Here is a 13,276-nt window from a genome sequence, read left to right on the forward strand (position 1 = left end):
CTGTGCGGGCCTCACAGGGGCCCGCACAGGGCCCGCACCGGGGCCGGCACGGGCCCGCCACCGGGGCCCGGACGGGCAAGGACCCCCGGCACACGCGGTGCCGGGGGTCCCGGGGTCGTGCGGGGCGGGCCGGTCAGACCAGCGCGCTGCCCGGGAGCTCGACCTTGGCGCCGAGCTCGACGAGCTTCTCCATGAAGTTCTCGTAGCCGCGGTTGATCAGCTCGATGCCGTGCACCCGGGACGTGCCCTGGGCGGCCAGCGCCGCGATCAGGTACGAGAAGCCGCCGCGCAGGTCGGGGATGACCAGGTCGGCGCCCTGGAGCTTCGTCGGGCCGCTCACGACCGCCGAGTGCAGGAAGTTCCGCTGGCCGAAGCGGCAGTCGGAGCCGCCCAGGCACTCGCGGTAGAGCTGGATGTGAGCGCCCATCTGGTTCAGCGCGGAGGTGAAGCCGAGGCGCGACTCGTACACCGTCTCGTGGACGATGGACAGGCCGGAGGCCTGCGTCAGGGCCACGACCAGCGGCTGCTGCCAGTCCGTCTGGAAGCCGGGGTGCACGTCCGTCTCCAGGTGGATCGCGTTGAGCGAGCCGCCCGGGTGCCAGAAGCGGATGCCCTCGTCGTCGATCTCGAAGGCGCCACCCACCTTCCGGTAGGTGTTGAGGAAGGTCATCATCGAGCGCTGCTGGGCGCCGCGCACGTAGATGTTGCCCTCGGTCGCCAGCGCCGCCGACGCCCAGGAGGCCGCCTCCAGGCGGTCCGGGAGCGCCCGGTGGGTGTAGCCGTCGAGACGGTCGACACCGGTGATCCGGATGGTCCGGTCGGTGTCCATGGAGATGATCGCGCCCATCTTCTGCAGGACGCAGATGAGGTCCTCGATCTCGGGCTCCACGGCCGCGTTCGACAGCTCGGTGACGCCCTCGGCGAGCACCGCCGTGAGCAGCACCTGCTCGGTCGAGCCGACCGAGGGGTACGGGAGGCGGATCTTGCAACCGCGAAGGCGCTGAGGGGCCTCCAGGTACTGGCCGTCGGCCCGCTTCTCGATCGTGGCGCCGAACTGGCGCAGGACGTCGAAGTGGAAGTCGATCGGCCGGCCGCCGATGTCGCAGCCGCCCAGGCCCGGGATGAAGGCGTGGCCGAGGCGGTGCAGCAGCGGGCCGCAGAAGAGGATGGGGATGCGGGACGAGCCGGCGTGGGCATCGATGTCGGCGACGTTCGCGGACTCGACGTGCGTCGGGTCGAGGACGAGCTCGCCGGGCTCCTCGCCCGGGCGGACCGTCACACCGTGCAGCTGGAGCAGCCCGCGGACCACGCGGACGTCACGGATGTCGGGCACGTTGCGCAGGCGGCTCGGGCCGCTGCCGAGCAGGGCGGCGACCATCGCCTTGGGCACGAGGTTCTTCGCGCCGCGGACGCGGATCTCGCCCTCCAGCGGGGTTCCGCCGTGGACAAGCAGGACATCGTCTGTGCCGGTCATGAATCTCGCGTTCCGGAGTCGGTCGGTCGGGTGGCCAGAGAAAAGGGTAAAGGGCCATGAGACCTCTCTTGGGTGCCTCAGGGGGCCTGTCAGATGTAATGAATTCGGCACAACACCCTCTGTTCCCGTGATCTTGCGGAGCGTTACCGTCCGCTTGTGTCGGTTCGTCCGCACCGCGCCCGTACGGAACGGCCTCCCGCGCCCTCCTGAGCTGCGAAGGCCGTCGACTTCCCGCCGGACCTCCGCCGCAGCACCCCGATCGCACCCGACAGCGCCCGCGAACGCCGAAGATGCGGGATCATGTGTCGCATGACCGAGGTGTCCTCGCTCACAGGACGGCTGCTCGTGGCCACCCCCGCGCTGGCGGACCCGAATTTCGACCGCGCGGTCGTCCTGCTGCTCGACCACGACGACGAGGGCTCGCTCGGCGTGGTCCTCAACCGGCCCACGCCGGTGACCGTCGGCGACATCCTCGCGCCCTGGGCCCCGCTCGCCGGCGAACCCGGCGTCGTCTTCCAGGGTGGCCCCGTCTCGCTCGACGCGGCGCTCGGCGTCGCCGTGATCCCCGGCGACGAGGGCCCCCTCGGCTGGCGGAGGGTGTACGGGGCGATCGGCCTCGTCGACCTGGAGGCCCCGCCCGAGCTGCTCGGACCGGCCCTCGGCTCGCTGCGGATCTTCGCCGGGTACGCGGGCTGGGGCCCCGGCCAGCTGGAGTCCGAGCTGGGCGAGGGGGCCTGGTACGTGGTCGAGTCGGAGCCCGGCGACGTCTCCGCGCCGCACCCCGAGACCCTCTGGCGGCAGGTGCTGCGGCGCCAGCGCGGTGAACTCGCCATGATCGCGACGTACCCCGACGACCCGTCCCTCAACTGAGCCCCACGGCTTTCAGTACCCTTGGCGGTTATGAGCACTCTCGAGCCCGAGCGCGGGGCAGGTACGGGAACCCTCGTGGAGCCGACTCCGCAGGTGTCCCACGGTGACGGCGACCACGAGCGCTACGCCCACTACGTCCAGAAGGACAAGATCATGGCGAGCGCCCTCGACGGGACCCCCGTCGTGGCGCTGTGCGGAAAGGTCTGGGTACCGGGGCGCGACCCCAAGAAGTACCCGGTCTGTCCGATGTGCAAGGAGATCTACGAGTCCATGGGCGCCGGCGGTGGCGACAAGGACAAGGGCGGCAAGGACAAGTAAGCGGGTCCTGACGTCGGGGGCGGCCCCCGTCGTGCGTACTTCGGTACGTGCGTCGGGGGCCGTTTCGCGTTTTTCCGCGGTTCCGCGTCCCCCCGCCCCGTTGCACAGGGTGCTTTCGCCGGTCACGGAGTGGTTGAGGTGGTCGAGACCTCTTGTCGGCTCACCGGAACCCCGCCTAACCTCACGCGTGTTGTGCAGAACGAAACGCTCATTGCGTATGTTGCAACGCACCTGGAGGGGATCCGCCCATGAAGCTTCCTGCCCGCCTCGCCGCCCCGGCCGCCGCACTCCTGATCGCCGGCCTCACCGCCACGGCCTGCGCGCCCCAGACCTCGGACGGCAAGGCCGCGGCGGACGAGAAGAGCGGCACCCTGCGCGTCTGGCTCTTCCAGGAGGTGAGCAACAAGCCCAAGGAGCAGGTCGTCGCCCAGGCCGTCGCCGCCTTCGAGAAGCGCCACCAGGGCGCGAAGGTCGAGGTCGAGTACATCCCCGTCGAGACCCGCGCCCAGCGCGTCAAGGCCGCCTTCAACGACCCCAGGTCCGCACCCGACCTCATCGAGTACGGCAACACCGACACCGCCGGATACGTCAAGGACGGCGGACTCGCCGACATCAGCGCCGAGTTCGCGGCCTGGGGCGAGGCCAAGGACACCGACCCGACCGCCCGCAAGTCCGTCACCGTCGACGGCAAGGTCTACGGCTCCCCGCTCTTCGTCGGCCTCCGCGCCCTCTACTACCGCACCGACGTCTTCGAGGAGCTCGGCCTCACCGCCCCCAAGAGCCAGGCCGAACTCGTCTCCACCGCCAAGAAGATCCGCAAGGCGAAGCCCGACCTGTACGGCATCGCCGTCGGCGGCGCCTACACCTACGGCGCCATGCCCTTCGTCTGGGCCGCCGGCGGCGAACTCGCCACCGAGGAGGGCGGCTCCTACAAGGCGGCCGTCAACAGCGAGGCCGCCCGCAGGGGCGTCGCCACGTACGCCTCGCTCTTCGGCGACGACAACTGCCCGGCCGCCAAGTGCGCCCAGATGGGCGGCAACGCGACCGTCACCGCCTTCGCCTCCGGCAAGGCGGCCATGGCCATCGGCGGCGACTTCAGCCATGCGGCCGTCGAGGCCGGCACCGTCAAGGGCAAGTACGCCGTCGTCCCGCTGCCCGGCACGGCCCCCGGCTCGATCGCCCCGGCCTTCGCCGGCGGCAACAACATCGGCGTCCTCAAGAGCACCTCGCACCGCACCCTCGCCGTCGACCTCCTCAAGTCCCTCACCGGCAAGGACACCCAGGGCAAGCTCTTCGACGCGATGGGCTTCCTGCCCACCTACACCGACGTACGCGCCACCGCCGCGCAGCGCCAGCCCTTCGTGAAGCCCTTCATCGACACCCTCGACGCCGGCACCCGGTTCGTCCCGGCGTCACCGGGCTGGGGTCAGATCGACTCCTCGCTCGTCCTGCCGACGATGTTCCAGGAGGTCGTGAGCGGCCGTAAGGACGTCAAGGCGGCGACCGACGACGCCGCGAGGAAGATGGACGCGGCCTTCGCGCCGACGAGCTGAGCGCACGCATGAAGACCCCCGGCACCAGCCCCGACACCCGCCCCGACACGACCTCCGCCAAGCTCCCGGCCCCCCGGGGCCGCACGCGGACCACCCCCCGTGCCCCCGCGCCCGCCCCGGCACGCATCCGCACCGCCCGGCGCCGCACCGGCGCCTGGACCCCCTGGCTGTACCTCCTGCCCGCCCTCGTCGTCATCGGCGGACTCCTCGTCTACCCCGTCTACCAGCTCGGCCTCATCTCCTTCCTGGAGTACACACAGGCCCAGGTCAGCGGCGGCGAACCCACGTACTTCAAGGGCTTCGGCAACTACACGGCCCTCTTCACCGACCCCCAGTTCTGGCAGGTCCTCCTCACCACCGTCCTCTTCGCCGCCGTCTGCGTCGTCACCACGCTCGCCGTCGGCTGCGCCCTCGCGGTCCTCCTGACCCGCGTCCGGGCCCTGCCCCGGCTCGCCCTGATGGTGGCCGCGCTCGGCGCCTGGGCCACGCCCGCCGTCACCGGCTCCACCGTCTGGGTCTTCCTCTTCGACCCCGACTTCGGCCCGGTGAACCGGCTCCTCGGCCTGGGCGACTTCTCCTGGACGTACGGGCGGTACAGCGCCTTCGCCCTCGTCCTCCTCGAAGTCGTCTGGTGTTCCTTCCCGTTCGTGATGGTCACCGTCTACGCGGGCATCCAGGCCGTTCCGTCCGAGGTCCTGGAGGCCGCCGCCCTCGACGGCGCCTCGCAGTGGCGGATCTGGCGCTCGGTCACGGCGCCGATGCTCCGGCCGATCCTGGTCGTCGTCACCATCCAGTCGATCATCTGGGACTTCAAGCTCTTCACCCAGATCTACGTGATGACCAACGGCGGCGGCATCGCCGGCCAGAACCTCGTCCTCAACGTCTACGCGTACCAGAAGGCCTTCGCCTCGTCCCAGTACAGCCTGGGCTCGGCGATCGGCGTGGTCATGCTCCTGATCCTGCTGGCCGTGACCCTGGTCTACCTCCGGCTCCTGCGACGCCAGGGAGAAGAACTGTGAGCGCCCCGACCACCTTCCGCGTCCGGCGGCCCGGGCGGCTCGTCGCCGAGGCGGTCACGCTGCTCGTCGCCGCGGCCGTCGCCTTCCCGCTGTACTGGATGGTCCTCTCGGCCCTCAAGCCGGCGGGCGAGATCCAGTCGGCCCACCCCCGGCCGTGGACGCTCTCCCCGTCCCTCGACTCCTTCCGGCGCGTCTTCGACCAGCAGGAGTTCGGCCGCTACTTCCTGAACTCGCTCGTCGTGGCCGGCACGGTCGTCCTCGCCTCCGCGCTCATCGCCTTCCTGGCGGCGACGGCCGTCACGAGGTTCCGCTTCCGGTTCCGGACGACGCTGCTCATCATGTTCCTCGTCGCCCAGATGGTGCCGGTCGAGGCGCTCACCATCCCGCTGTTCTTCCTCATGCGGGACTTCGGACAGCTCAACACCCTCGGCTCGCTGATCCTGCCGCACCTCGCCTTCTCGCTGCCCTTCGCGATCTGGATGCTCCGGGGCTTCGTCCGGGCGGTCCCCGAGGCCCTGGAGGAACAGGCGCAGATCGACGGCGCGAGCCGTACGCGCTTCCTCTGGCAGATCCTCTTCCCGCTGGTCTTCCCCGGCCTCGTGGCGACGAGCGTCTTCTCGTTCATCTCGACCTGGAACGACTTCCTCTTCGCGAAGTCGTTCCTCATCAGCGACACCTCGCAGTCGACCCTGCCGATGGCGCTCCTCGTCTTCTTCAAGCCCGACGAGAACGACTGGGGAGGCATCATGGCCGGCTCGACCGTGATGACCCTCCCGGTGCTCGTCTTCTTCGTACTCGTACAGCGCCGCCTGGTCTCGGGACTGGGCGGGGCGGTGAAGGACTGACGCGATGACCGCAGAGCACGCCCTGATCCCCGTACCCCTCCTCGTGACGGGCCCGTCCACCGGCGGCGCCGTCCCCCTCGACGAGCGGACCGCGCTCGACGCGGGACCCGGCACCGAATCCACCGCCCGCTGGCTCCGCACCGCCCTGGGCGCCGCCACCGGACTGCCCCTGGCCGACGGCGCGGGACCGCACGCGGTCCGGCTGCGGATCAGCGCGGACGTGGAGCGGGAGCACGGCCCCGAGGGCTACCGCCTCACCACCGAGAGCCCCGGAGCGGCCGTCGTCGTCGAGGGCGGCGGCCCCGCCGGGGTGTTCTGGGGGGCCCAGACCCTCCGGCAGCTCCTCGCCCCGGAGGCGTACCGCAGGGCGCCCGTGACGGACGGGAAGTGGGAACTGCCCCGGATCACCGTCGAGGACCGGCCACGCTTCGGCTGGCGCGGGCTCCTCCTCGACGTCTCCCGGCACTTCCTGCCCAAGGACGACGTCCTGCGCCAGCTCGACCTGCTCGCCGCCCACAAGCTCAACGTCTTCCACTTCCACCTCACCGACGACCAGGGCTGGCGCATCGAGATCAGGCGCCACCCCCGCCTCACCGAGGTCGGCGCCTGGCGGCCCCGCAGCAAGTGGGGCCACCGCGCCTCGCCCCTCTGGGACGACACCCCGCACGGCGGCTTCTACACCCAGGACGACATCCGCGAGATCGTCGCGTACGCCGCCGAGCGGCACATCACCGTCGTCCCCGAGATCGATCTCCCCGGCCACGCGCAGGCCGCCATCGCCGCCTACCCCGAGCTCGGCAACACCGACGTCGTCGACACCGCCGCGCTCACCGTCTGGGACACCTGGGGGGTCAACCCGAACGTCCTGGCCCCCACCGAGGAGGTGCTGCGCTTCTACGAGGGCGTCCTGGAGGAGGTCCTCGGCCTCTTCCCGTCCACCTTCGTCCACATCGGCGGCGACGAGTGCCCCAAGGACCAGTGGAAGGCCTCCCCGGCCGCCCAGGCCCGCATCCGGGAGCTGGGCGTCGGGGACGAGGACGGCCTCCAGTCCTGGTTCGTCCGCCACTTCGACCGCTGGCTCGCCGCGCGCGGACGACGCCTGATCGGCTGGGACGAGATCCTGGAGGGCGGCCTCGCGGAGGGCGCGGCCGTGTCCTCCTGGCGGGGGTACGCGGGCGGGATCACCGCCGCCGAGGCCGGCCACGACGTCGTCATGTGCCCCGAGCAGCAGGTCTACCTGGACCACCGTCAGGCCCCGGGCGAGGACGAGCCCATGCCCATCGGGTACGTCCGCACCCTGGAGGACGTCTACCGGTTCGAGCCCGTCCCGCCCGGTCTCTCGCCGGAGGCCGCCGCCCACATCCTGGGAACCCAGGCCAACGTCTGGACCGAGGTCATGGAGAACCGGGCCCGCGTCGACTACCAGGTCTTCCCGCGCCTCGCCGCCTTCGCCGAGGTCGCCTGGTCCGCGCTGCCCGCCCCGGACGAGCGCGACCTGCCGGACTTCGAGCGCCGGATGCGCACCCACTACCGGCGCCTCGACGCCCTCGGCGTCGACTACCGGCCGCCCGCCGGACCCCACCCCTGGCAGCGGCGTCCGGGGGTGCTCGGCAGGCCCCTGGAGGGGGCGCCCCCGATCGTGTGAGGCAGCTCGCGTCCCCGGTTCACCCAAGAGCGGCGAAAGGGAAGTTACGGTCCCTCCTGGGGCGTCACGGGCGGAACAGTCCTTCGTGGACCCTCGCGCCGGACGGCTCGGAAGATGTGCCAGAGTTGCCACGTCCGGCCTGTGAGCACGTACGGTACGCCCACACGCAGGCGCGACCGCAGACGTGACAGCAGGCGCGACGTCCGGGCACAGTCGGGGACCACCGGGACACCGGGAAGGGGCAGCGGGTTGACCACGCACGCACCACAGACGGCGCAGTCCGTGACGCTGCCCGCCTCGCTCGACGAGGCCGTGGCGGCGCTCACGGCCATGCCGGCCGCCGTGCCCGTCGCCGGCGGCACCGACCTGATGGCCGCCGTCAACAGAGGTCAGCTCCGCCCCGCCGGGCTCGTCGGCCTGAGCCGCATCAACGAGATCCGCGGCTGGCAGTACCAGGACGGCCACGCCCTCCTCGGCGCGGGCCTCACCCACGCCCGGATGGGCCGCCCCGACTTCGCCGCCCTCATCCCGGCGCTCGCCGCCGCCTCCCGCGCGGCCGGGCCGCCCCAGATCCGCAACGCCGGCACCCTCGGCGGCAACGTGGTCACCGCCGCGCCGACCGGCGACTCGCTGCCCGTGCTCGCCGCCCTGGAGGCCGACCTCGTCGTCCTGGGCCCGCTCGGCAGCCGCGAGATCCCCGTCTCCCACCTCCTCGCCGGCCGCGACCTGCTGGCCCCCGGCGAGCTGGTCGGCTTCGTCCGCGTCCCGCTGCTCCACGCCCCCCAGGTCTTCCTCAAGGCCACCGGCCGCACCGGCCCGGCCCGCGCCACCGCCTCGGTCGCCGTCGTCCTCGACCCGGCCCGGCGCGGGGTGCGCTGCGCGGTCGGCGCGGTCGCCCCGATGCCCCTGCGCCCGCTGGAGGCGGAGCGCTGGATCGCCTCGCTGGTGGACTGGGACAACGACCGGGGGCTGGCCCCGGAGGCGCTCACGGCGTTCGGCGAGTACGTCGCCGCCGCCTGCATTCCGGACCCGCAGGGCGACGAACAGCTGCCGCCCGCCGTACTGCACCTGCGGCGCACCGTCGCCGCACTCGCCCGACGGGCACTGGGGAGGGCACTGGCATGAGCGACGACGAACAGCACGGGAACCCGGGCGGCTGGCAGCCGATCCCGCAGAGCGAGGGGTACGACGGCGACGCGACCGCCTTCGTCCAGCTGCCGCCCGACTTCATGCTGGACGGCGTGCCCCTGGAGGCGCCGGGCCACGGCTACGTACCGCCGATGATCATGCCGCTGCAGCCGCTCACCCCGGCGGCGGCGAACGACCCCGCGGCGACGGGCACGTGGAACGTGCACCTGCCGACGGAGGCGGAGCAGGTCCAGCACTTCGACCAGGTCGAGCAGGTGCAGGATTTCGGCCAGGTCGAGCACGCGCAGGATTTCGGCCAGAGCCAGGGCACCGAGTACTTCACGCAGGGCGAGTACGTCGAGCACGGTGAGCACGTCGATCACGGTGAGCACGTCGAGCAGGCGGAGTACGGGGACCACGCGGAGTACGTCCGGCACGCCGAGGCGTTCGGCCGGGACCCGCACGCGACGGCGGAGTGGAACTTCGCGGGCGCGGCGGGCTCCACGGGCCAGTGGGACGTCTCGGCCGCCGTGCAGGAGGCCCCCGCGGCGGAGGCGTTCGCACCGGAGACGGCCGCGCCTGAGGCGTTCGCGCCCGACACGGCCGCACCCGAGCCGGTCGAGCTCCCGCTCGCCCCCTCGTACGACCAGGCCCCGGCGACCCTGCCGGGCGGCGCGCCCGCGCCCTGGGCGCTGCCGGCGGAGCCGGTCGTCGAGGAGCCGGCCGAGGAGAGCGCCGGCGCCGAGGAGCCGGCCGAGGAGGAAGCACCGGCGGAGGACCCGGCGGACGTACGCGCCGAGGCCCCGGCGGACGTCCCGTCCGACGGCACCCCGTCCGACGCCCCGGCCGAGGGGCCCGACGCGGCGGCCGCCGACGAGGCCGTCCCCGCGGCGGCCCCCGCGTCCGCCGCGTACGCCTCCACCGACAGCGACGAGCACCCCCACACCTCGTACACCCTGCGGGTCAACGGCACCGACCGGCCCGTCACCGGGTCCTGGATCGGCGAGTCCCTGCTCTACGTCCTGCGCGAGCGCCTCGGCCTCGCCGGGGCCAAGGACGGCTGCTCCCAGGGCGAGTGCGGCGCGTGCAACGTGCAGGTCGACGGCCGGCTCGTCGCCTCCTGCCTGGTGCCGGCGGCGACCGCGGCCGGCTCCGAGGTGCGGACGGTCGAGGGCCTCGCCACCGACGGCGAGCCGTCCGACGTGCAGCGGGCGATGGCGAAGTGCGGCACCGTCCAGTGCGGCTTCTGCATCCCGGGCATGTGCATGACCGTGCACGACCTCCTGGAGGGCAACCACGCCCCCACCGAGCTGGAGACCCGCCAGGCCCTCGCCGGCAACCTGTGCCGCTGCTCGGGCTACCGGGGCGTCCTCGAAGCCGTACGGGACGTCGTCGCCGAGCGCGAGGCCGCCGCCGCGGCCACGGCACCCCACGGGCCCGACACGGCCGAACCCCGCGTACCGCACCAGATCCCCCACACGCACGACGGAGGCACGGCGTGACAGGCGACGCGACCACCGCCATTCCCGTTCCCCCCCTCCTGGACACCCCCGGGACACCGGACCAGGAACCGGCCGCGCACGGCCTCGGCGCCTCGCTCCCGCAGGCCGAGTCACGGGCGAAGACCGAGGGCACCTTCCCGTACGCCGCCGACCTGTGGGCCGAGGGCCTGCTCTGGGCCGCGATCCTGCGCTCCCCGCACCCGCACGCCCGGATCGTCTCCGTCGACACGACGGCCGCGACGGCCATGCCCGGCGTACGGGCCGTGGTGACGGCCGCCGACGTCCCGGGCGCGGCGACCTACGGCCGCCGCATCGCCGACCGGCCCGTCTTCGCCTCCGACCTGGTCCGGCACCACGGCGAGGCCCTCGCGGCCGTCGCCGCCGACCACCCCGACACGGCCCGGCTCGCCGCGGCCGCGATCAGCGTCGAGTACGAGGTCCTCGACCCGGTCACCGACCCCGAGAAGGCCTTCGCCGCCGAGGCGCTGCACCCCGACGGCAACCTGATCCGGCACATCCCGCTGCGCTTCGGCGACCCGGAGGCCACCGGCGAGGTCATCGTCGAGGGCCTCTACCGGATCGGCCGCCAGGACCCGGCACCGATCGGAGCCGAGGCCGGCCTCGCCGTCCCCCGCCCCGACGGGGGCGTCGAGCTGTACACGGCCTCGACCGACCCGCACACCGACCGTGACCTGGCCGCCGCCTGCTTCGGCCTCCAGCCCGAGCAGGTCAAGGTCGTCGTGACCGGCGTCCCCGGCGCCACCGGAGACCGGGAGGACCCGGGCTTCCAGATCCCGCTGGGCCTGCTCGCGCTCCGTACCGGCTGCCCCGTCAAGCTCACCGCTACGCGCGAGGAGTCCTTCCTCGGCCACGCCCACCGCCACCCCACCCTGCTGCGCTACCGCCACCACGCGGACGCGGAAGGGCACCTGGTGAAGGTGGAGGCGCAGATCCTGCTCGACGCGGGCGCGTACGCCGACTCCTCGTCCGAGTCGCTCGCCGCGGCCGTGGCCTTCGCCTGCGGCCCGTACGTCGTCCCGCACGCCTTCGTCGAGGGCTGGGCGGTCCGGACGAACAACCCGCCGTCCGGGCACGTGCGCGGCGAGGGCGCGATGCAGGTCTGCGCCGCCTACGAGGCGCAGATGGACAAACTCGCGGCCAAACTCGGCCTGGATCCGGCCGAGTTGCGCATGCGGAACGTGATGGCGACCGGCGACATCCTGCCGACCGGCCAGACCGTGACCTGCCCGGCCCCCGTGGCCGAACTCCTCTCCGCCGTACGGGACTTCCCGCTGCCGGCGCTTCCCAAGGACACCCCGGAGGACGACTGGCTGCTGCCCGGCGGCCCCGAGGGCGCGGGCGAACCCGGCGCGGTGCGGCGGGGCGTCGGCTACGCCCTCGGCATGGTGCACATGCTGGGCGCGGAGGGCATGGACGAGGTCTCGACGGCGACCGTACGGGTCGTGGACGGGGTGGCCACGGTCATCTGCTCGGCCGTGGACACCGGTTCGGGCTTCTCGACGCTCGCCCGCCAGATCGTGCAGGAGACCCTCGGCATCGACGAGGTGCAGGTCGCGCCCGTCGACACCGACCAGCCGCCGGCCGGCCCGTCGGCCCACGGCCGCCACACCTGGGTCTCGGGCGGGGCGGTGGAGCGCGCGGCCAAGATGGTCCGCACGCAGCTCCTCCAGCCGCTGGCCCACAAGTTCGGCATGTCGACCGAGCTGCTCCAGATCACCGACGGCAAGATCACCTCGTACGACGGCGTCCTGTCGACGACGGTCACGGAGGCGATGGACGGCAAGGAACTCTGGGCCACCGCCCAGTGCCGCCCCCACCCCACCGAGCCGCTCGACGAGGACGGCCAGGGCGACGCCTTCGTCGGCCTCGCCTTCTGCGCGATCCGCGCGGTGGTGGACGTGGACATCGAACTCGGCGCGGTCCGGGTCGTGGAGATGGCCGTCGCCCAGGACGTCGGCCGCATCCTCAACCCGGCCCAGCTCGCCGTCCGCATCGAGGCGGGCGTCACCCAGGGCGTCGGCGCGGCCCTCACGGAGAACCTCCGCACCGCCCGCGGCCTGGTCCGGCACCCCGACTTCACCGGCTACGCACTTCCGACATCCCTGGATGCCCCGGACATTCGCATCGTGAAACTCGTCGAAGAGCGGGACGTCGTGGCGCCGTTCGGCGCGAAGGCGGCGAGCGCGGTACCGGTCGTCACCTCACCGGCCGCAGTGGCCTCAGCGGTGCGTGCGGCGACCGGACGGCCCGTCAATCGCCTCCCGATCCGCCCGCAGGCGGCGGTCGCCGTACCCAATTCGTAACCATGTGATGTCCGTTGCTTGTGCAACCGGGAGGTGCGCACTGTCGTCGTTCCTGACTACAGTGAACTCCTAGACTTGGTGAGAAGCGCACTGGTGTTCACACGGGGGAGGAGCGCGGGCATGGAAGCCTACGTCGGTGGAATGGCGTCCGGGATGCGGGCGCAGGCCGTGAAGTACAGCGCCGACTCCATGGAGACGTTCAGGAAGCGGGTCGAGGCCCTCATCAAGGAACTCGACGGCTCGGGCGCCGGCGCCGGCCAGCTGAAGGCCGACCCGGTGACCCGCACCCAGTTCGGCGGCGGCGGCGCGGCCTGGGGCGAGGCCCAGGGCGCCTACGCGGCGTACGACGGCACCCTCTCGCGGCTCGTGGAGCTCTCCGGCCTGCTCAACGACTGCCTGGAAGGCCTGGGGATCGCGGTCGTCGCCTCGAAGAACGGCTTCGAGGAGATGGACGACGACATCAAGCGCAAGATGATCGGCATCCACCAGCGGACCTTCGACGCCAAGGAGAAGGCCGACAAGGAAGCGGGCCGCGGCGCGCCGGCGAGCGAGGGCGGCACCGGTCTTGAGGATGGCGGCAGCTTCAAGTAGGCGGTCG

Annotated in this window: 11 protein-coding genes; 10 read left to right on the forward strand and 1 reads right to left on the reverse strand. The window is 72.5% G+C overall.

The genetic code is table 11. The annotated features are described in order from the left end of the window. Positions 1-133: 133 nt before the first annotated feature. The gene (murA, locus tag ACF08F_RS35200; protein WP_266966371.1) at positions 134-1,474 is read right to left on the reverse strand and encodes a UDP-N-acetylglucosamine 1-carboxyvinyltransferase; all 1,341 of its coding nucleotides are present in this window, start codon (positions 1,472-1,474) and stop codon (positions 134-136) included. Positions 1,475-1,783: 309 nt separating this feature from the next. Between murA and ACF08F_RS35205 the strand changes: the two genes are divergently transcribed. The 10 genes from ACF08F_RS35205 (at position 1,784) to ACF08F_RS35250 (ending at position 13,269) form a co-directional block, all read left to right on the forward strand. Beyond that, positions 1,784-2,344: a YqgE/AlgH family protein gene (locus ACF08F_RS35205; protein ID WP_392302616.1), complete on the forward strand. Its 561-nt coding sequence runs from the start codon at positions 1,784-1,786 to the stop codon at positions 2,342-2,344. 30 nt (positions 2,345-2,374) lie between these two features. Further along, on the forward strand, positions 2,375-2,662 hold the full coding sequence (locus ACF08F_RS35210) for a DUF3039 domain-containing protein (protein WP_024761666.1): 288 nt from the start codon (positions 2,375-2,377) through the stop codon (positions 2,660-2,662). 248 nt (positions 2,663-2,910) lie between these two features. Beyond that, positions 2,911-4,215, forward strand: a complete 1,305-nt coding sequence (locus ACF08F_RS35215; protein ID WP_392302617.1) for an extracellular solute-binding protein — start codon at positions 2,911-2,913, stop codon at positions 4,213-4,215. 8 nt (positions 4,216-4,223) lie between these two features. After that, on the forward strand, positions 4,224-5,234 hold the full coding sequence (locus ACF08F_RS35220) for a carbohydrate ABC transporter permease (protein WP_392302618.1): 1,011 nt from the start codon (positions 4,224-4,226) through the stop codon (positions 5,232-5,234). Next, positions 5,231-6,079 (forward strand): carbohydrate ABC transporter permease, encoded by an 849-nt coding sequence (locus tag ACF08F_RS35225; RefSeq protein WP_392302619.1) that lies wholly within the window; start codon positions 5,231-5,233, stop codon positions 6,077-6,079. Before ACF08F_RS35220 ends, ACF08F_RS35225 begins: the two co-directional genes overlap by 4 nt. Positions 6,080-6,083: 4 nt before the next feature. After that, entirely contained in the window at positions 6,084-7,724 is a 1,641-nt protein-coding gene (locus ACF08F_RS35230; protein WP_392302620.1) for a beta-N-acetylhexosaminidase, read from the forward strand. Between the two features lie 249 nt (positions 7,725-7,973). Next, a complete protein-coding gene (locus ACF08F_RS35235; protein WP_189503526.1) occupies positions 7,974-8,849 on the forward strand; it encodes a xanthine dehydrogenase family protein subunit M in 876 nt (291 codons plus the stop codon). Then, positions 8,846-10,354: a (2Fe-2S)-binding protein gene (locus tag ACF08F_RS35240; RefSeq protein WP_392302621.1), complete on the forward strand. Its 1,509-nt coding sequence runs from the start codon at positions 8,846-8,848 to the stop codon at positions 10,352-10,354. The genes ACF08F_RS35235 and ACF08F_RS35240 overlap by 4 nt, the downstream gene beginning before the upstream one ends. Then, positions 10,351-12,678 (forward strand): xanthine dehydrogenase family protein molybdopterin-binding subunit, encoded by a 2,328-nt coding sequence (locus ACF08F_RS35245; protein WP_392302622.1) that lies wholly within the window; start codon positions 10,351-10,353, stop codon positions 12,676-12,678. The genes ACF08F_RS35240 and ACF08F_RS35245 overlap by 4 nt, the downstream gene beginning before the upstream one ends. A 120-nt stretch (positions 12,679-12,798) precedes the next feature. Further along, positions 12,799-13,269: a hypothetical protein gene (locus tag ACF08F_RS35250; protein WP_392302623.1), complete on the forward strand. Its 471-nt coding sequence runs from the start codon at positions 12,799-12,801 to the stop codon at positions 13,267-13,269. Positions 13,270-13,276: the final 7 nt, after the last annotated feature.

The organism is Streptomyces sp. NPDC015130 (assembly GCF_043080005.1).
GTDB lineage: Bacteria > Actinomycetota > Actinomycetes > Streptomycetales > Streptomycetaceae > Streptomyces.